The sequence below is a fragment of the Vibrio sp. 1562 genome (genome assembly GCF_033340155.1).
Classification (GTDB): domain Bacteria; phylum Pseudomonadota; class Gammaproteobacteria; order Enterobacterales; family Vibrionaceae; genus Vibrio; species Vibrio alginolyticus.
The window spans coordinates 13,357-31,328 of the sequence record NZ_JAWOVY010000021.1; the positions used below are offsets into that span (position 1 = coordinate 13,357).

Consider the following 17,972-nt stretch of genomic DNA (forward strand, 5'->3'; position numbering starts at 1 on the left):
AGCTTACGCGAGCCTCTTCTTGCGGAATTTGTCTTTTATTCGTCTAGCAGCAACGCTGTCCATCATATTCGCCATGATAGCAACAATCAGCAACATCGCATTGATTGGCCACATACCAATAGCAGCCGGGATGTCACCATCTTCTAATGCAGATTTGGTTGCACTGATCGCCAAGAAATACGCTAGGTAGATCAGAATCGCAGGCCCCATTTTGGCAAACCGTCCCTGACGCGGATTCACCGCAGACAAAGGAATAACGAGCATCGTTAAGAGTGGAATACACACAAATAACGAAATTCGCCATTGTAGCTCCGCTTGCGCCTCTGGATCTGGGTGACCTATCAAGTCAACCGTTGGGTATGCTTCCCAGTCTCGCCCTTTCTTTTTGACCTCACGTTGGCCGATAACACCTTCGTATTCATCGAATTTCGTGATCATATATTCAACGCGAGTAGGCACACCTTCATAACGCGTACCTTCTTTCATAGTGATGATCTGACGACCGTCCGAAAGCTCTTTTACTTCACCAGAAGATGAGAACATCACACTCGGTAACACCGAATCTCGAGGGCGCATCTGCGCAACAAAAACGTTGCTCAAGGTATTGTCTTTAATGTCATCGATGAACACAACCGATGAACCGTCTGGTGTACCTTGGAACTGACCTTTTTTAAGTAGGTCAACGCTGTTTTCTGACGCTACCTGCTCATAAAGCTGCTCAACGCGGTCTTGAGACCACGGAGATAGCCACAACGCATTGAAAGCCGCCACCGCTGAAGTAATCAACGCTAGGTATAAGGCCGCTTGAACTAAGAATTTATTACCAATACCTGTCGCGTTCATTACGACAATTTCGCTCTCTGCATACAGACGACCAAATGTGATCAATATGCCGATATACAGACTTAAAGGCAGCATTAACAGACCCATTGCTGGCATGTTCAAACCAACAATAGAGAAAATCAATCCAGCAGGAATATCCCCATCAGAAGCATCAGCAAGAACACTTATGAATTTCTGGCTTACAAACACCAAAAAAAGTACGAAAAAAATCGCAAATTGGCTCTTGAGTGTTTCGCGGATCAAATATCTAACAATAATCACGCTGAAATTACCTATACAAAACTTGTTTTTTTGGTCGAATCACTATAGTTTCCCGTTGAACCATTTATTTTTTTAAAAATTATAAACTAGATGTTAGTCGCTTAATCAGCTCTGCATGTAAGTCTGGAGCTAAAATTCAACAAGTAAGCGATCATTATCTAACATTTAGAGCAATTTGTCTTCAGGATGTAGGAGTACGCATGGAGTTCAGTGTAAAAAGTGGCAGTCCAGAGAAACAACGTAGCGCATGTATCGTTGTTGGTGTGTTTGAACCACGTCGCCTTTCTCCAGTAGCCGAACAACTTGATAAAATCAGTGACGGTTACATCAGTTCACTACTTCGCCGTGGTGATCTAGAGGGTAAACCTGGTCAGATGCTGCTACTGCATCAAGTACCAGGTGTTTTGTCAGAGCGCGTTTTACTTGTCGGTTGCGGCAAAGAGCGTGAACTTGGCGAGCGCCAGTACAAGGAAATCATTCAAAAGACGATCAGCACACTTAACGAGACAGGCTCAATGGAAGCGGTATGTTTCCTAACTGAACTGCATGTTAAGGGTCGTGATACATACTGGAAAGTGCGCCAGGCTGTAGAAGCGACTAAAGATGGTCTATACACATTTAATCAATTCAAGAGCGTGAAACCTGAGACTCGCCGCCCACTGCGCAAGCTTGTTTTCAACGTACCAACGCGTCGTGAATTGAACTTGGGTGAAAAAGCAATCACTCATGGCCTTGCTATCGCATCAGGTGTCAAAGCCTCAAAAGACCTTGGCAACATGCCGCCAAACGTAGCTAATCCAGCTTACCTTGCTTCTCAAGCTCGTCGTCTAGCGGACGATTACGAAACCGTAACCACCAAAATTATTGGTGAGCAAGAGATGGAAAAACTGGGTATGACCTCTTACCTAGCAGTAGGCCGTGGTTCTAAAAACGAATCTATGATGTCTATCATCGAGTACAAAGGTAACCCTGACTCAGATGCAAAACCGATTGTGCTCGTAGGTAAAGGTCTAACCTTCGACTCAGGCGGTATCTCTCTAAAGCCGGGTGAAGGTATGGATGAGATGAAGTACGACATGTGTGGTGCGGCATCGGTATTCGGTACAATGAAAGCGCTAGCGAAGCTAAACCTACCAATCAACGTTATTGGTGTTCTAGCGGGCTGTGAAAACATGCCTGGCAGCAACGCTTACCGTCCAGGTGACATCCTAACGACCATGTCTGGTCAAACTGTAGAAGTTCTGAACACGGATGCTGAAGGCCGTCTTGTTCTTTGTGACGCACTGACTTACGTAGAGCGTTTCGAACCAGACTGCGTGGTTGACGTTGCAACGCTAACTGGTGCTTGTGTTATCGCACTAGGCCACCATATCAGCGGCGTAATCTCTAACCACAACCCTCTTTCTCATGAGCTAGTAAACGCTTCTGAGCAAGCGAGTGACCGTGCATGGCGTCTACCAATGGCAGACGAGTACCACGAACAGTTGAAGAGCCCGTTTGCGGATATGGCAAACATTGGTGGTCGCCCTGGTGGCACAATTACTGCGGGTTGCTTCTTATCTAAGTTCGCGAAGAAGTACAACTGGGCACACGTCGATATCGCAGGTACCGCGTGGAAATCAGGCGCAGCGAAAGGCTCAACGGGCCGTCCTGTCTCAATGCTTGTCCAATTCCTTTTGAACCGCAGCGGCCAAGAGACAGAAGAGTAATTTCTGAACAGAATCTAAAAGGGCCGCAAGGCCCTTTTTTATTATCCTAATTTTCTAAAATGAAAGTGGGACTTAAGATGGTCTTAGGAAGAGACCCAAGGCAAGTGAGAGAATGATGCAAACTGCAACCTTCTACATCATTAACGAAGAGAGCCCGCAAGCAACGGTGGCTGGCTTTGAAGAATACATCGTGTTTTTGGCTCAGCACTTTGCTCGCCAAGGCGCTAAAGTGTATTTAAACTGCCAAGACAAACCACACGCCGAGCAGCTCGCTGAAGCCTTTTGGCAAGTTGATGCAGACAAGTTCATGGCACATAACCTCGTAGGCGAGGGACCGAAATACGCCACCAACATTGAAATCGGCCATGAAGGTGTAAAACCTAATTGGAACCGTCAGCTGGTAATTAATTTGGCGGAAAATGAGACAACCTTTGCGAACAAGTTTGCTCAAGTGGTAGACTTCGTGCCCTGCGAAGAAAAAGCTAAACAACTCGCAAGAGAAAGATATAAAATTTACCGTCAAGCAGGTTACCAGCTGCAAACGATCGAAATTCAATATCCTTAACGGTCAATCCTTATAGTTAAGGCGATCTTGTTAAGATCCCTCACTTATAAAGATTGACTAAGATTCAACCATCAACGTATCCATTAAAAGAGCGCTATGGAAAAGACATACAACCCAACTTCAATCGAACAAGCTCTGTATCAGACTTGGGAAGAGAAAGGCTACTTTAAGCCACACGGTGACACTACTAAAGAATCATACAGCATCATGATCCCGCCACCGAACGTCACTGGTAGCCTACACATGGGCCACGCGTTCCAAGATACGATCATGGATACGCTTATCCGTTGTGAACGTATGAAGGGTAAAAACACCCTTTGGCAAGTAGGTACTGACCACGCTGGTATCGCAACTCAGATGGTTGTTGAGCGTAAGATCGCTGCAGAAGAAGGCAAAACAAAACACGATTACGGTCGTGAAGCTTTTATCGACAAAATCTGGGAATGGAAAGGCGAATCTGGCGGCACTATCACTAAGCAGCTTCGTCGTCTTGGCGCATCTGTAGACTGGGATCGTGAACGCTTCACGATGGACGATGGTCTATCTAACGCCGTTCAAGAAGTGTTCGTACGTCTATACGAAGACGATCTAATCTACCGCGGTAAGCGTCTAGTTAACTGGGATCCAAAGCTACACACAGCGATTTCAGATCTAGAAGTAGAGAACAAAGACACTAAAGGCAACATGTGGCACTTCCGCTACCCACTAGCAGATGGCGCAAAAACAGCGGATGGCAAAGACTACATCGTTGTTGCAACGACTCGTCCAGAGACCGTGCTAGGCGATACAGGTGTTGCAGTTAACCCAGAAGATCCACGTTACAAAGATCTTATCGGTAAAGAAATCATCCTTCCTATCGTTGATCGTCGCATCCCAATCGTGGGCGATGAGCACGCAGATATGGAAAAAGGTACTGGCTGTGTGAAAATCACACCTGCGCACGACTTCAACGACTACGAAGTAGGTAAGCGCCACCAGCTACCAATGATCAACATTCTGACTTTCGACGCGAACATCCGCGACTCAGCAGAAGTATTCAACACTAACGGCGAAGCAAGCGACGCTTACAGCACTGAGCTACCAGCTAAATACCACGGTATGGAGCGTTTTGCCGCTCGTAAAGCTATCGTTGCTGAATTCGACGAGCTAGGCCTACTTGAAGAAGTGAAAGATCACGATCTACAAGTTCCTTACGGCGACCGTGGTGGCGTGGTTATCGAACCAATGCTAACTGACCAATGGTACGTACGTACTGCGCCTCTAGCGAAAACCGCAGTTGAAGCAGTAGAAAACGGCGACATCCAATTCGTTCCTAAGCAATACGAAAACATGTACTTCTCTTGGATGCGTGACGTTCAAGACTGGTGTATCTCTCGTCAGCTATGGTGGGGTCACCGCATCCCAGCTTGGTACGACAACCAAGGTAATGTTTACGTAGGTCGCACTGAAGAAGAAGTTCGTAAGAACAACAACCTAGAGTCAGTCATTGAACTTCACCAAGACGAAGACGTACTGGATACGTGGTTCTCTTCTGCACTATGGACGTTCGGTACTCAAGGTTGGCCAGAGCAAACTGACGATCTGAAAGTATTCCACCCTTCAGACGTTCTAGTAACTGGTTTCGACATCATCTTCTTCTGGGTTGCGCGCATGATCATGATGACCATGCACTTCGTGAAAGACGAAAACGGCAAACCACAAGTACCATTTAAGACGGTTTACGTTACTGGTCTAATCCGTGACGAAAACGGTGACAAGATGTCCAAGTCGAAAGGTAACGTACTTGACCCAATCGACATGATTGATGGTATCGACCTAGAGTCTCTCGTAGAGAAGCGTTGTGGCAACATGATGCAGCCTCAACTAGCGAAGAAGATCGAGAAGAACACTCGTAAGACGTTTGAAAACGGTATCGAAGCATACGGTACAGACGCACTGCGTTTCACTCTTGCAGCAATGGCATCAACAGGTCGTGATATCAACTGGGACATGAAGCGTCTTGAGGGTTACCGTAACTTCTGTAACAAACTATGGAACGCAAGCCGTTACGTAATGATGAACACAGAAGAGCAAGATTGTGGCTTCAACGGTGGTGAGATTGAATACTCACTAGCAGACAAGTGGATCGAGTCTCAGTTTGAACTTGCAGCGAAAGCGTTCAACAACCATATCGACAACTTCCGTCTAGATATGGCGTCTAACACGCTTTACGAATTCATCTGGAACCAATTCTGTGACTGGTACCTAGAGCTAACTAAACCCGTTCTATGGAAAGGTACTGAAGCGCAACAGCGTGGTACTCGCCGTACGCTAATCACGGTTCTTGAGAAGACTCTTCGTCTAGCTCACCCAGTGATTCCTTACATCACTGAAACTATCTGGCAAAGCATCAAGCCACTAGTTGAAGGTGTTGAAGGCGAGACAATCATGCTTCAAGCACTGCCTCAATTCGACGAAGCAAACTTCAACCAAGAAGCGCTAGACGACATTGAATGGGTGAAAGCGTTTATTACCAGCATCCGTAACCTACGTGCTGAATACGACATCAACCCAGGTAAGCCGCTTGACGTTATGCTGAAAGCAGCAAACGCAGAAGACGCTGCGCGTCTAGAAGCAAACAAACAAGTACTAATGTCTCTAGCGAAACTAGAATCTGTACGCGTACTTGCTGCTGACGAAGAAACGCCAGCGTGTGCAACAGCATTGGTTGCTAAGTCTGAGCTAATGATCCCAATGGCAGGTCTGATCGACAAAGATGCTGAGCTTGCTCGTCTAGATGGCGAAATCAAGAAGACGCACGGCGAAATCAAGCGTATCGAAGGCAAACTGGGCAACGAAGGCTTTGTAGCGAAAGCACCTGAAGCTGTTGTTGCTAAAGAGCGTGAGAAGCTTGAAGGCTACAAAGAGACACTAGCTAAGCTAGAAGAGCAGAAGACAACGATCGCTGCACTTTAAGCCTCAGTGAAAGAGAAGAACTCACACTTCTCACTTTGAATCCAAAGGTTGGCCATCATGGTCAACCTTTTTTGTATCTCTTTCACCAAAAACCATCATCAATAGCTTTCCCCTATCGCAACAATACTCATCATCCATTAGCATTAATGAGAATTATTATCGATAATGAACTCATCGAAACAAACACGATTGAGTAATTATCATGAAAAAGACACTAACTTTCGCAGCACTGCATTTTACTATCGCATTTAGTGTCGCTTACGTACTCACAGGCGACATTCTAATTGGTAGTTTAATTGCCATGATTGAGCCTTCAGTGAACACCGTAGCCTTCTACTTTCATGAAAAGGCATGGGCAAAAGTCCCAGCACTTAAAGCTCGTCAGTGGATGACCAAATTAAAAACCGCAAGCTTTGCGACCGTGCACTTCAGCGTCGCTTTTACCGTGGTTTACTTACTAACAGGTGATGCATTTGTCGGCGGCGTAATGGCGATGCTAGAGCCGAGTTTGAACACGGTGGCTTACTACTTCCACGAGAAAGTATGGATGCGTAAATCATCAGAAAAAGCTCCAGCACCGCAGTTTTGTTTACATCACCACGCTTAAACATGGAGGCTCACTACGTCTCCTAACGAGAAAAATGACATTTACCATTGACAAGGTTGCGCACCGCAATTATTTTAGTTGCGGTGCGCAACTTTATTTTTAGAGGTAAGTGATAATGAACGCTCGTCAACTTCGACACTACTCCCGTCAAGCAGTCCGATTGCTTGGTATGCTTGATAAACAATGCGGCGATGTCGCTCTCACTCCAGTGCAAGCGCACGCATTGGGTGAAATCCAATTGCAGCCATTGACCATCAATCAGCTGGCACAGCAGCTTAATGTCGACAAGTCCAACGCGAGCCGAACCGTTACTGGTTTGATTAAATTAGGTTTGGTCGAGAGCATCGAAAACCCAAAAGACAAACGTAGTCAACTCGTCGCGATTACAGAGCAAGGCCAACAGGCGTTATCACAACTGGACCAACAGCAAAACCACTTCTTTGAACAACTGCTTACCCAACTCGATGACAGCGAGCAAGAGCAACTCAAACTTGGTCTAGAGACTTACCTAAAAGGGCTAACAAAAGTGTGTCAGGCTGAGGAATACGTTCTTCGACCTCTTACTAAAGCAGACAACCCGCAAGTCGCAGATGTGATTCGTAAAGTCTCTGCAGAATACGGCTTAACCGCAGACAAAGGTTATGGTGTGGCCGATCCAACGCTTGATGATATGTATTCGGTGTACAATCAAAACAGGGCCGCCTATTGGGTCATTGAACATCGCGGAGAGATCGTTGGTGGCGGTGGCTTTGCCCCTTTAGCTGGCGAGCCAAATGTATGTGAACTACAAAAGATGTACTTTTTACCTCAAACACGAGGGCACGGTTTAGCCAAACGCATCGTCGCATTGAGCTTACAATTGGCGAAACAATTTGGTTATCAGCAGTGCTATTTAGAGACAACTGAATGTCTGAGAGAAGCGGTAAGCTTGTATGAAAAGCTAGGCTTTGAGCATCTCGATGCCCCGCTTGGACAAACAGGGCATGATGCATGTGAAGTCGTAATGCTTAAAACACTGTAATAAAGAGCATTACTAAGAGTTAAAGCACAACATGGGTAACACAAAGCTCCTGGCTCAAGGCAACAGTGAAGTTTTGGTGCTGCCCATCCAACTCAACAGACAACTGGTAGAGATCACTTGGATCAGGATCAGTAAGATCGGCATACTTTGGCGCTTCGATCTGGAATAAAGCGCTCGCATGCTCCGCTCGGACATCAATAGGAATATGGTAAGTCATACCATTAAACTTAACCGATGCAGAGACCAGGCCCGGCGAAAAAGTTTGATAGTACAAGTCTACTTTAAACTCACAACCACCACCGTGGTGCCAAATCTGTTCGGTAGCCACGCGGTCTAAACGCACATTGCGAATGAACTGCAGATACGGTTCTTGCCATACCCCTAAGCGCTCATCACTTTTTTTATATTCATGATCTGCAAGTAAACACAACTCCGGTTTATCCTCATCCAACAGAAGATCTTCTTCTTCCTCAAGGAATAGGATCTCAAAACGGTTGCGCCCCATCTGCATGAACGGGCGAATGTCTTTCTTGTAGACATTTTGAGAACCGTCACAGTCAAACAATGCTACTCCGTTCAAACGCACTTCTGCATGGTAATCCACACCACCCAACACCATTTCTACCGCTGGGAATGCCATCATGGATTCGTCCACTTCAATGTCATGCATCAGGTGCCACTCTTGCTGACGAATTGCTTCTTCTGTCAGTTCAGCTGGCAATACCTGACTCAAAGGAGCAGGGAAAGTAATGTCATCCTGTGGGATAGAAAGGTCCGTCAGTGGAGAGACTTGCCATAAACCGGCGAGTGAGAGTTGCATATACACCTTGAGCTAGATCAATTTTCACGCATTATAGGGAGAAATCCCCTATAAACTCAATGTGAATTATTTATCGCCTCCACATTCGTCAGTTTTTCAAGGAATAAAAAAACCAGCGTTAAACGCTGGTTTTTCCAAAAGTAGTGAGCTTTGATTACTCGTCGTCTTCATCTTCTTCAGGGTAAAGCGCATCTTCGCCTTCGTAGTACGTACCCCAACCGTCATAGATGATGTCGTATTTTTCTGCCAAGTGAATCAATTTTTCAACTTGCGCATCAATCGCTTCTGCGTCTAGTGCGGACTCCATAGTCGCATCACAGCAAAGCAACTTGTTACCATCTTCATCTTCAGTTTCTTCTGCTTCAAGAACTTCAAAGCCCATCTTGAATGCTTCAACTACCGCTTTTTCTAGCGTGTCAAAATCTTCTGCAAACAGGTGGTGCTCAATTTCGTATAGCGAATCTGGATCGCTGCCATCTTCTAGCAATGCTGCAATGATATCGCGAGTCTCTTCCTTTTGAATCTCAATTAATTCTTCTACTGATAGATATTCATCTTCGTGAGACATGTTTTGGCTCCAGATTAGTTACTTGATGGAAACACAATACCCGATACTGAGTATGCTGATCCGGTGAAATATGGCATGGATTGCGATGAAAAGCCACAAACAAACATCATACCACTGCGATTCTTATCGGTTATTTGAATCTAAATATTAAACCGACCACACAAAGAAACAAAAAATTAACAAAGAATGGCGTTTTTTAATATTCAGAACATCCTAATTGACACTTAATGTGGTTATTTTCTCTTTCTATGCGTGTTTATGATGCTTTCTTGAATACACTCACGTGTAAAACGAAGATGCATAACGAATAAATTCACTTTAATAATGCATAATTTAGAATAAAAATGCACGTTTTATGCACTGTGCATGTATTCTTTCTCAACGGGAAAATTAGAATAAAAACGCACGCACTCTAATTTTAGTAAAATAGCATTTATATCTAATAATAAATTTCATAAGAATAAAAATAAAAATAAAAAACTCACAAAACCATAAACACCAGAATATAAACAAAGCTTGATAACTTGCATCTTTCTAGGAAGCTTGTCATAACTAATGGCTGGAAAATTTGTAAGGATACAAAATGAGCAAGCTGTACGTTGGATCAGAAGTTGGTCAACTTCGACGAGTTCTATTAAATCGCCCTGAACGCGCCCTAACCCACTTAACTCCGTCAAACTGTCATGAGTTGCTATTTGATGACGTTCTTGCTGTAGAAGCGGCAGGTGAAGAGCACGATGCATTCGCACGTACGCTGCGCGAGCAAGACGTTGAAGTGCTTCTCCTCCACGATTTACTGGTCGAAACCCTCGCTGTTCCAGAAGCAAAACAATGGCTGCTGAACACTCAGATTTCTGACTTTCGTTACGGGCCAACCTTTGCGCGAGACCTACGCCAATACTTTTCAGAAATGGATGATGAACACCTTGCCTGCATCTTTTTAGGTGGCTTAGCTTACTCAGAGCTACCGATCTCCTCATCTTCTATGCTGCCAAAAATGAAGCGTCCTCTCGACTTTGTTATTGAGCCACTGCCTAATCACCTCTTTACTCGTGATACCTCATGCTGGGTTTATGGCGGCGTTTCTCTTAACCCGATGATGATGCCTGCACGCCAACGTGAAACAAACCACTTACGTGCGATTTATCGTTGGCACCCAATTTTTGCTGGCCAAGATTTTATCAAATACTTCGGTGACGATGATCTGCATTATGATAATGCGAATGTCGAAGGCGGTGATGTGTTGGTTATTGGTAAAGGTGCAGTTCTTATCGGTATGTCTGAGCGTACGACTGCACAAGGTGTAGAGAACCTTGCAGCAAGCCTATTTAAAGCAGGCCAAGCTACCGAGGTGATTGCAATTGATCTGCCTAAACACCGCTCATGTATGCATTTAGACACCGTGATGACCCATATGGATGTAGATACTTTCTCTGTTTACCCAGAGATCATGCGCAAAGATCTCGACACATGGCGCTTAACACCAAAAGGCAACGGTGAAATGCATGTTGAAGCCTCACATAACTATCTGCACGCGATTGAGTCCGCTCTTGGCTTAGATCAGCTGAAAATCATCACCACTGGTGGCGACAGCTATGAAGCGGAACGCGAACAATGGAATGATGCCAATAACGTTCTAACTGTAAAACCGGGCGTAGTAATTGGTTACGAACGCAACGTATACACCAACGAAAAATACGATAAAGCTGGCATCAAAGTACTGACAGTACCTGGTAACGAGCTTGGTCGTGGTCGCGGTGGCGCTCGCTGTATGAGCTGTCCAATAGAACGAGACGATATATAACTTACTCGTCCCTTTACATTAGGTGAATCAAAACTAAGGTTGATGTGAATACATCAACCTTTTTTAGCTTTAATTAAAAATAATTATTCACAATAAAAGCATTTATATGTTTTAATAAATTCTATTAATCTAATCACATGTACTAAGGGACGAGCTATGGCTTTCAATTTACGTAACCGCAACTTTTTGAAGCTATTGGACTTCTCAACCAAAGAAATCCAGTTTTTGCTCGAACTGTCTGCAGAGCTGAAAAAAGCTAAATATGCAGGAACAGAGCAGAAGAAACTTCAAGGTAAAAACATCGCACTAATCTTTGAGAAATCTTCGACTCGTACCCGATGTGCGTTTGAAGTCGCTGCCTTTGACCAAGGTGCTCAAGTCTCTTACATCGGCCCTTCTGGCTCGCAGATCGGTCATAAGGAATCGATGAAAGACACAGCTCGTGTTCTTGGTCGTATGTACGACGGGATTGAATACCGAGGCTTTGGCCAATCCATTGTTGAAGAGCTTGGTACTTATGCTGGTGTTCCAGTGTGGAATGGTTTAACGGATGAGTTCCACCCAACCCAGATCCTTGCTGACTTCCTGACCATGCAAGAGCACGGCCGTGGTAAACAGCTGCATGAAATAACCTTCGCTTACCTAGGTGATGCGCGCAACAACATGGGTAACTCACTTATGGTGGGCGCAGCGAAAATGGGCATGGATATTCGCCTTGTCGCGCCAAAAGCGTTCTGGCCTGAAGAAGAGCTCGTGGCAACTTGTCAAACTATCGCGCAACAAACCGGTGCAAAAATCACGTTAACAGAAAGCGTTGAGGAAGGTGTGAAAGGTTGTGACTTCCTATACACCGACGTTTGGGTGTCTATGGGTGAGTCTGCCGAGGCATGGGATGAACGTGTAGCGTTAATGACACCTTATCAAATCAATATGGACGTGATTGAGCAAACGGGTAATCCACATGTGAAATTCATGCACTGCCTTCCAGCTTTCCACAATGATGAAACCACCGTCGGCAAAGAAGTCGCTGAAAAATACGGTATGAAAGGCCTTGAAGTAACAGAAGAGGTATTTGAATCGGAATACTCCATCGTATTCGACGAAGCTGAAAACCGTATGCATACCATCAAAGCCGTGATGGTTGCGACGCTAGGAAGCTAAACCAGTGCGCAAAAACAGCCGATAAAAACCATGATGTAATCGCTTGCGCTCACGAAAGTTAAGCGTATAATGCTCGGCAATTTGTCTGAGGATTAAGAAATGACCACGCTGATTGCTGACGTAAAAACGCGATTTGCTCTCGCTAAGCGACTACGCTTACGTGGTGTTATTTTCGTTAATTCTATTGAATTTTAAAACCTCCCCATTGGGGAGGTTTTTTTATGTCCAAAATTCCTTTCGGTTATTTGGATGTAGTCATCAATGTTATAGGGAAGAAGATCATGGCGAACTCGCTTTACCAGAAGCACATCATCTCTATTCCAGAGCTTTCACGCGAAGAACTGGAACTTATCGTAGAAACAGCAGGTAGCCTTAAAAAAGCACCTCGACCAGAACTGATTAAAAACAAAGTCGTTGCAAGTTGTTTCTTTGAACCATCAACACGTACACGTTTATCGTTTGAAACAGCGATTCAGCGCATTGGTGGTGACGTGATTGGCTTTGATAATGATGGTAATACCTCTCTGGCGAAGAAAGGCGAAACACTCGCAGATTCAGTACAAGTCATCTCTTCTTACGTCGATGCCTTTGTGATGCGTCATCCACAAGAAGGCGCCGCTCGCTTGGCATCTGAATTTTCAAATGGCGTGCCAGTGATCAACGCGGGCGACGGTGCAAACCAACACCCAACTCAAACGCTACTCGACCTATACACCATCGCGGAAACACAAGGGCGTCTAGACAACCTGAACGTCGCATTCGTAGGTGACCTAAAATATGGCCGCACAGTGCACTCACTGACTCAAGCCTTAGCAAAGTTTAACAACATCCGCTTCTTCTTTGTTGCACCAGATGCGCTGGCAATGCCAGATTACATCTGCGAAGAACTAGACGAAGCTGGCATTCAATATAGCCTACACACAGACATGGAAAGTGTGATTCCTGAACTGGATATTCTGTACATGACACGCGTACAGAAAGAACGCTTTGACGAATCGGAATACGCACATATTAAGTCGGCTTACATCCTAACGGCGGCACTACTAGAAGGCGCGCGTGAGAACTTGAAAGTACTGCACCCACTACCACGTGTGGATGAAATTACAACTGATGTTGATAAAACGCCTCATGCTTACTTCTTCCAGCAAGCTCAAAATGGCGTGTATGCTCGCCAAGCACTGCTGGCGCTTGTTCTAAACGAAACACTGTAATCGAGGGGAGAAATCATGGCTAAAGAAACTCAATTGCAGGTAGAAGCAATCAAAAATGGTACGGTCATCGACCACATCCCTGCGCAAATCGGCATCAAAGTATTAAGACTGTTCGATATGCACAATTCATCACAACGCGTAACGATTGGACTGAACTTGCCATCATCAGCACTCGGTCATAAAGATCTACTCAAAATCGAAAATGTGTTTATCAATGAAGAGCAAGCGAGCAAGCTAGCGTTGTATGCTCCTCACGCGACCGTGAATCAAATCGAGAATTATGAAGTGGTGAAAAAGCTCGCATTAGAGCTTCCTGAGCGCATCAATGATGTATTTGAATGCCCGAATTCAAACTGTATTTCTCATAATGAACCAGTAGAAAGCAGCTTTAGCGTGTTCGAGAAGAAACAAGAAATCCGCCTAAAGTGTAAATACTGCGAGAAAGTGTTCTCACGCGAGATCGTAACCGAGCGATAAACACGCCGCACGACTAGGCTGTGATACGTTTAAAATACCCTGTAATGTCAGGGTATTTTGCTCTTTACCTACCGAGGGTTTAGAGGCAAACTGAGAATCTTTATTCCCTACAACTGATGGAAAAAATCAAATGACGAAAGTACTTCACACTGAGTCTGCACCAGCAGCAATCGGTCCTTACGTTCAAGGCGTAGATCTAGGTAACATGGTTCTTACTTCAGGCCAAATCCCAGTAAACCCAGCGACAGGTGAAGTGTCTGCTGATATCGCAGAACAAGCTCGTCAGTCTCTAGAAAACGTAAAGGCTGTAGTTGAATCTTCAGGTCTTAAAGTATCTGATATTGTAAAGCTAACGGTTTTTGTTAAAGACCTAAATGACTTTGGCACAGTGAACGAAGTTTACGGCAAGTTCTTTGATGAGCACGGCGTAGCAAACTACCCTGCACGCTCTTGTGTAGAAGTGGCTCGCCTACCAAAAGATGTTGGCATCGAGATTGAAGCAATCGCTGTTCGCAAATAATTGCACTTGCTGACAAACATAAAAAAACGGGTAGCTCAGGCTACCCGTTTTTTATTGTCTTTTCGTGATGATATCGCAGTAAAACTTAAGCAGCGTTGCGCTGTTTGACTTCTTCATCTAACGATTCAAGCTTCTCTTTCATCTGTTCACGACAGATATTCGCTAACTCGCGAATGCCCTCTTTACCATAGCCTTCAGTGCTGATTGGAGGTAGCATTTCAACAATCACATGACCATTGTTCCAACGGTTCAGCTTAATTTTATTCGTCGAGCTACATACGATAGGAATGATTGGCACACCTGCACCAATTGCCGCATGAAAAGCACCTGTTTTGAATGGAAGCAAACCACGCCCACGAGAACGCGTGCCTTCTGGGAACATCCACACCGAAACATCACTTTCTTTCATGCTGCTCACGACCTGATCGATAGTACCTTTTGCTTTAGAACGATTCGCTCGGTCAATCAGAATGTTACCCGTAAGCCAGTAAAGCTGACCAAACAGTGGCATCCAAGCCAAGCTCTTTTTACCTACTGTCACAACTTTCGGAGTCACAGCCGCAGAAACAGTAAACATGTCCCAGTTGTTCTGGTGGTTAGCAATGTAAACATGTTGACCGCGTGAATACGCATCTTCAGGGATACGCAACTCTAACTTAATCCCAAACACACGAGACATCTTGGCAAACAAACGGCCAAAAGTGAAAACGTGCTTAGGGTTTCTAGGGCTTAATAGGCAGTAACCACAACCACCAATAAACATAACAATCGCAAAGATAGCGACAGCAAATACACGTAACAGTGCAATCATTCTTGTTCTCCAGGAACCGGCTTTTGCCAGATACAGCTATTAATATCTCTCTTTCCATAAAGGGAAAATATGGTCATGAGAGTGATATAAAAAAGCCGAAACTCAGGTTTCGGCTCTCTTGATATCCAAGTTACCTGCGGTGCAGTTTAACTTGCCTAGCTCACTCGCTCAATATTTGCGCCAAGTGCAGCCAGTTTATTTTCGATTTTGTCGTAACCACGGTCGATATGGTAAATACGATCAACGACGGTTTCGCCTTTAGCAATGCAACCTGCAATAACCAAACTAGCCGAAGCTCGTAGATCGGTTGCCATCACTTGCGCACCGCTGAGTGACTCAACATCACCACAGATAACCGTATTGCCTTCGATCTCAGCTTTAGCGCCCATACGCATGAGTTCTGGTACGTGCATAAAGCGGTTTTCAAAGATAGTCTCAGTGATTACGCCGCCACCTTTCGCCATCATGTTCAGTAGCGTAAATTGAGCTTGCATATCCGTCGGGAAACCAGGATGTGGCGCAGTACGTACACTTACCGCTTTTAGCTCGCGGTCGGTCATATCAACGGAGATCCAATCTTCACCCGTTTCGACAAGCGCGCCAGCTTCTTCCAGCTTGGCGAGAACCGCTTCAAGCAAATGAGCATTAGTGTTGCGACATACCACTTTACCGCCAGATACTGCTGCTGCGACAAGGAATGTTCCCGTCTCAATACGGTCAGCAACCACGTTGTGTTTACAACCGCCTAGGCGCTCAACACCTTCAATCGTAATGGTATCTGTGCCAGCGCCAGAGATTTTTGCGCCAAGCTTATTTAGGAAATCAGCGGTATCGACGATTTCAGGCTCACGCGCAGCGTTATCTAGTGTTGTTGTGCCTTCCGCCAGCGCAGCGGCACACATGATGGTGATCGTCGCGCCTACGCTGACTTTATCCATCACGATGTGCGCGCCTTTTAGACGACCATCCACTTCTGCTTTCACATAACCATCTTCTAATGTAATGGTTGCGCCAAGCTGCTCTAAACCAGAAATATGCAGATCCACAGGACGAGCGCCAATAGCACAACCGCCTGGTAAAGAAACCTGACCTTGACCAAAGCGCGCCACCAAAGGACCCAAAGCCCAAATAGAAGCACGCATGGTTTTCACCAAGTCATAAGGCGCACAGTATTCTGTAATACTGCTTGGATCAACATGAACAGAGCCATTGCGGCTTACTTTCGCGCCTAAACGCTTAAGCAATTCCATGGTTGTATCGATATCACGAAGGTGTGGTACGTTTGCCACTTCTACTGGCTCTTCCGCCAAGATAGACGCAAATAAAATCGGCAGTGCTGCGTTTTTTGCACCTGAAATGGTCACTTCACCAACTAGTGGTTTATCTGACCCAATAACTCGAAACTTTTCCATCAATAAACCTTAAAGCGACATCAATTTCTTATCACGAGCCCACTCTTCTGGTGTGAACGCTTTGATTGATAATGCGTGAATGTCGTTACGCTGGATGTATTCCATCAGAGGAGCATAAATTAGCTGCTGCTTCTTAACGCGGCTCATTCCATCGAAACAAGCATCAACAGCAACCACTTCATAGTGGCTACCTTCACCTTTCACATGCACTTCTTGAAGGTTTAGTGCTTCTTCTAATAACTGTTGTACTTTTGCGCTATCCACAATTTACCCCTGATAATTCTGTATGTGTTTGGCCACTAAAGATTCAACATTGCTCAGTTGAAACAAAGTGCGCAGTTGCGCCGGCACGAAACTGAGCATTATATGACAGTTTTGCTTTTTTGCATGCTCTAATAAGTGGATTAACATCACCATTCCTGCAAAGTCGACGCGCTCTATCTCTTTTAGCGAGCATTCCAGCTCCGATTGAGCAGGTTGCCATTGCTGTGCATACGCCCACAATGAAGGCACTGTATCTCTATCAAGTGCCCCTGTTAGCTTAAGAATGTTTTGATCCAATTGCCACTGAGCGGGAGTCTGGGCCATTATTTCTTCGCCTCGAAGCGGATCGGTTCTGCGGCCAATTTTTCTAGGTCTTTAGCAACAGATAGAATACCTTCTTGACGAATTTTACTGTTCCATTCGGATTGTTTACTAGAAAGCAAACTAATGCCCTCTGCAATCATATCGAATGCTTCCCACTCACCAGACTGGTTGTCTTTACGCAGTTTAAACTCAAGTTTGATGTTTGGACGCGGAGTATCGATGATATCAACTTTAATGCTTGTAATACGCTTAGAGTCATCAATGCTAGGCTCAGGACCAAACTCAATTTTTTGGTCAGAGTATTGCGTCAACACTTGTGCATAAGACGCAATTAGGTACGCACGAAATGCATCGATAAACTCAAGTACATCTTCACGCTTAGCACCTTTTAAGTTTGGACCAAGAAGTTTTAACCCTGCATAGCGGTAGTTGACGTAAGGCATTAGCTCTTCTTCAACGATCACTTTAAGTAAATTTGGATCTTGTTTGATTTTCGGCTGTTCGGCTTTCAATCTTTCGAACGTGACTTCAGCTACCTGCTTCATCATCTTATAAGGTTCAGTTTTATCCACCTCTGCTGCTGTTGTTCCAAAGACGCTAAACACAGCACAAACTGAAAGTAGTAATCTCGCTAACATA

The 17,972-nt window shown here is 45.0% G+C and carries 18 protein-coding genes; 10 read left to right on the forward strand and 8 right to left on the reverse strand.

The annotated features are described in order from the left end of the window. Nucleotides 1-3 precede the first annotated feature (3 nt). Nucleotides 4-1,104, reverse strand: a complete 1,101-nt coding sequence (lptF, locus tag R7Z49_RS18510; protein ID WP_005381072.1) for an LPS export ABC transporter permease LptF — start codon at nt 1,102-1,104, stop codon at nt 4-6. Nucleotides 1,105-1,304: 200 nt separating this feature from the next. Between lptF and pepA the strand changes: the two genes are divergently transcribed. The 5 genes from pepA (at nt 1,305) to R7Z49_RS18535 (ending at nt 7,961) form a co-directional block, all read left to right on the forward strand. After that, entirely contained in the window at nt 1,305-2,813 is a 1,509-nt protein-coding gene (pepA, locus tag R7Z49_RS18515; RefSeq protein ID WP_005381073.1) for a leucyl aminopeptidase, read from the forward strand. A gap of 115 nt (nt 2,814-2,928) precedes the next feature. After that, nucleotides 2,929-3,378, forward strand: coding sequence for a DNA polymerase III subunit chi (locus R7Z49_RS18520; RefSeq protein WP_031777270.1), 450 nt, complete (start codon nt 2,929-2,931; stop codon nt 3,376-3,378). 96 nt (nt 3,379-3,474) lie between these two features. After that, the gene (locus R7Z49_RS18525; RefSeq protein ID WP_186584637.1) at nt 3,475-6,333 is read left to right on the forward strand and encodes a valine--tRNA ligase; all 2,859 of its coding nucleotides are present in this window, start codon (nt 3,475-3,477) and stop codon (nt 6,331-6,333) included. A 202-nt stretch (nt 6,334-6,535) separates the two neighbouring features. Beyond that, nucleotides 6,536-6,940: a DUF2061 domain-containing protein gene (locus tag R7Z49_RS18530; RefSeq protein WP_005381078.1), complete on the forward strand. Its 405-nt coding sequence runs from the start codon at nt 6,536-6,538 to the stop codon at nt 6,938-6,940. 115 nt (nt 6,941-7,055) lie between these two features. After that, on the forward strand, nt 7,056-7,961 hold the full coding sequence (locus tag R7Z49_RS18535) for a bifunctional helix-turn-helix transcriptional regulator/GNAT family N-acetyltransferase (RefSeq protein WP_186584636.1): 906 nt from the start codon (nt 7,056-7,058) through the stop codon (nt 7,959-7,961). Nucleotides 7,962-7,980: 19 nt separating this feature from the next. On the opposite strand, the gene R7Z49_RS18540 is transcribed toward R7Z49_RS18535, so the two are convergent. Both R7Z49_RS18540 and rraB read right to left on the reverse strand, forming a co-directional pair. Beyond that, on the reverse strand, nt 7,981-8,781 hold the full coding sequence (locus R7Z49_RS18540; protein WP_042523476.1) for a glycosyl hydrolase 2 galactose-binding domain-containing protein: 801 nt from the start codon (nt 8,779-8,781) through the stop codon (nt 7,981-7,983). A 154-nt stretch (nt 8,782-8,935) separates the two neighbouring features. Further along, nucleotides 8,936-9,349 (reverse strand): ribonuclease E inhibitor RraB, encoded by a 414-nt coding sequence (rraB, locus tag R7Z49_RS18545; protein WP_005381081.1) that lies wholly within the window; start codon nt 9,347-9,349, stop codon nt 8,936-8,938. Between the two features lie 583 nt (nt 9,350-9,932). Here rraB and arcA point away from each other — a divergent pair. The 5 genes from arcA to R7Z49_RS18570 all read left to right on the forward strand — a co-directional run bounded on the left by arcA (nt 9,933) and on the right by R7Z49_RS18570 (nt 14,522). Then, nucleotides 9,933-11,153, forward strand: coding sequence for an arginine deiminase (gene arcA / locus R7Z49_RS18550; RefSeq protein WP_005381082.1), 1,221 nt, complete (start codon nt 9,933-9,935; stop codon nt 11,151-11,153). Between the two features lie 156 nt (nt 11,154-11,309). Continuing rightward, nucleotides 11,310-12,314 carry an ornithine carbamoyltransferase gene (locus tag R7Z49_RS18555; protein WP_005385520.1) on the forward strand — a complete coding sequence of 335 codons (1,005 nt, stop codon included), beginning with the start codon at nt 11,310-11,312 and terminating at the stop codon, nt 12,312-12,314. 281 nt (nt 12,315-12,595) lie between these two features. Further along, entirely contained in the window at nt 12,596-13,525 is a 930-nt protein-coding gene (gene pyrB / locus R7Z49_RS18560; protein ID WP_005381085.1) for an aspartate carbamoyltransferase, read from the forward strand. A 15-nt stretch (nt 13,526-13,540) separates the two neighbouring features. Next, nucleotides 13,541-14,002, forward strand: a complete 462-nt coding sequence (gene pyrI / locus R7Z49_RS18565) for an aspartate carbamoyltransferase regulatory subunit (RefSeq protein ID WP_005381086.1) — start codon at nt 13,541-13,543, stop codon at nt 14,000-14,002. A 130-nt stretch (nt 14,003-14,132) separates the two neighbouring features. Then, on the forward strand, nt 14,133-14,522 hold the full coding sequence (locus tag R7Z49_RS18570) for a RidA family protein (RefSeq protein WP_005381087.1): 390 nt from the start codon (nt 14,133-14,135) through the stop codon (nt 14,520-14,522). An 85-nt stretch (nt 14,523-14,607) separates the two neighbouring features. Here the strand turns inward: R7Z49_RS18570 and R7Z49_RS18575 are convergent, their stop codons facing one another. The 5 genes from R7Z49_RS18575 to mlaC all read right to left on the reverse strand — a co-directional run bounded on the left by R7Z49_RS18575 (nt 14,608) and on the right by mlaC (nt 17,971). Continuing rightward, nucleotides 14,608-15,333: a 1-acylglycerol-3-phosphate O-acyltransferase gene (locus tag R7Z49_RS18575; RefSeq protein WP_005381088.1), complete on the reverse strand. Its 726-nt coding sequence runs from the start codon at nt 15,331-15,333 to the stop codon at nt 14,608-14,610. 155 nt (nt 15,334-15,488) lie between these two features. Beyond that, nucleotides 15,489-16,745 carry a UDP-N-acetylglucosamine 1-carboxyvinyltransferase gene (gene murA / locus R7Z49_RS18580; RefSeq protein ID WP_005388419.1) on the reverse strand — a complete coding sequence of 419 codons (1,257 nt, stop codon included), beginning with the start codon at nt 16,743-16,745 and terminating at the stop codon, nt 15,489-15,491. A 9-nt stretch (nt 16,746-16,754) separates the two neighbouring features. Beyond that, on the reverse strand, nt 16,755-17,009 hold the full coding sequence (gene ibaG, locus R7Z49_RS18585) for a BolA family iron metabolism protein IbaG (protein WP_005381092.1): 255 nt from the start codon (nt 17,007-17,009) through the stop codon (nt 16,755-16,757). 3 nt (nt 17,010-17,012) lie between these two features. Then, nucleotides 17,013-17,333 carry a lipid asymmetry maintenance protein MlaB gene (locus tag R7Z49_RS18590; RefSeq protein ID WP_318111914.1) on the reverse strand — a complete coding sequence of 107 codons (321 nt, stop codon included), beginning with the start codon at nt 17,331-17,333 and terminating at the stop codon, nt 17,013-17,015. Beyond that, the gene (gene mlaC / locus R7Z49_RS18595) at nt 17,333-17,971 is read right to left on the reverse strand and encodes a phospholipid-binding protein MlaC (RefSeq protein WP_033907408.1); all 639 of its coding nucleotides are present in this window, start codon (nt 17,969-17,971) and stop codon (nt 17,333-17,335) included. Before mlaC ends, R7Z49_RS18590 begins: the two co-directional genes overlap by 1 nt. Between the last annotated feature and the right edge of the window lies 1 nt (nt 17,972).

Bases quoted from the DNA above. Each gene is read 5' to 3' on its own strand.
- pepA (WP_005381073.1), top strand. From the start codon at position 1,305: ATGGAGTTCAGTGTAAAAAGTGGCAGTCCAGAGAAACAACGTAGCGCA.
- R7Z49_RS18520 (WP_031777270.1), top strand. From the start codon at position 2,929: ATGCAAACTGCAACCTTCTACATCATTAACGAAGAGAGCCCGCAAGCA.
- R7Z49_RS18525 (WP_186584637.1), top strand. From the start codon at position 3,475: ATGGAAAAGACATACAACCCAACTTCAATCGAACAAGCTCTGTATCAG.
- R7Z49_RS18530 (WP_005381078.1), top strand. From the start codon at position 6,536: ATGAAAAAGACACTAACTTTCGCAGCACTGCATTTTACTATCGCATTT.
- R7Z49_RS18535 (WP_186584636.1), top strand. From the start codon at position 7,056: ATGAACGCTCGTCAACTTCGACACTACTCCCGTCAAGCAGTCCGATTG.
- R7Z49_RS18540 (WP_042523476.1), bottom strand. From the start codon at position 8,781: ATGCAACTCTCACTCGCCGGTTTATGGCAAGTCTCTCCACTGACGGAC.
- rraB (WP_005381081.1), bottom strand. From the start codon at position 9,349: ATGTCTCACGAAGATGAATATCTATCAGTAGAAGAATTAATTGAGATT.
- arcA (WP_005381082.1), top strand. From the start codon at position 9,933: ATGAGCAAGCTGTACGTTGGATCAGAAGTTGGTCAACTTCGACGAGTT.
- R7Z49_RS18555 (WP_005385520.1), top strand. From the start codon at position 11,310: ATGGCTTTCAATTTACGTAACCGCAACTTTTTGAAGCTATTGGACTTC.
- pyrB (WP_005381085.1), top strand. From the start codon at position 12,596: ATGGCGAACTCGCTTTACCAGAAGCACATCATCTCTATTCCAGAGCTT.
- pyrI (WP_005381086.1), top strand. From the start codon at position 13,541: ATGGCTAAAGAAACTCAATTGCAGGTAGAAGCAATCAAAAATGGTACG.
- R7Z49_RS18570 (WP_005381087.1), top strand. From the start codon at position 14,133: ATGACGAAAGTACTTCACACTGAGTCTGCACCAGCAGCAATCGGTCCT.
- R7Z49_RS18575 (WP_005381088.1), bottom strand. From the start codon at position 15,333: ATGATTGCACTGTTACGTGTATTTGCTGTCGCTATCTTTGCGATTGTT.
- murA (WP_005388419.1), bottom strand. From the start codon at position 16,745: ATGGAAAAGTTTCGAGTTATTGGGTCAGATAAACCACTAGTTGGTGAA.
- R7Z49_RS18590 (WP_318111914.1), bottom strand. From the start codon at position 17,333: ATGGCCCAGACTCCCGCTCAGTGGCAATTGGATCAAAACATTCTTAAG.
- mlaC (WP_033907408.1), bottom strand. From the start codon at position 17,971: ATGTTAGCGAGATTACTACTTTCAGTTTGTGCTGTGTTTAGCGTCTTT.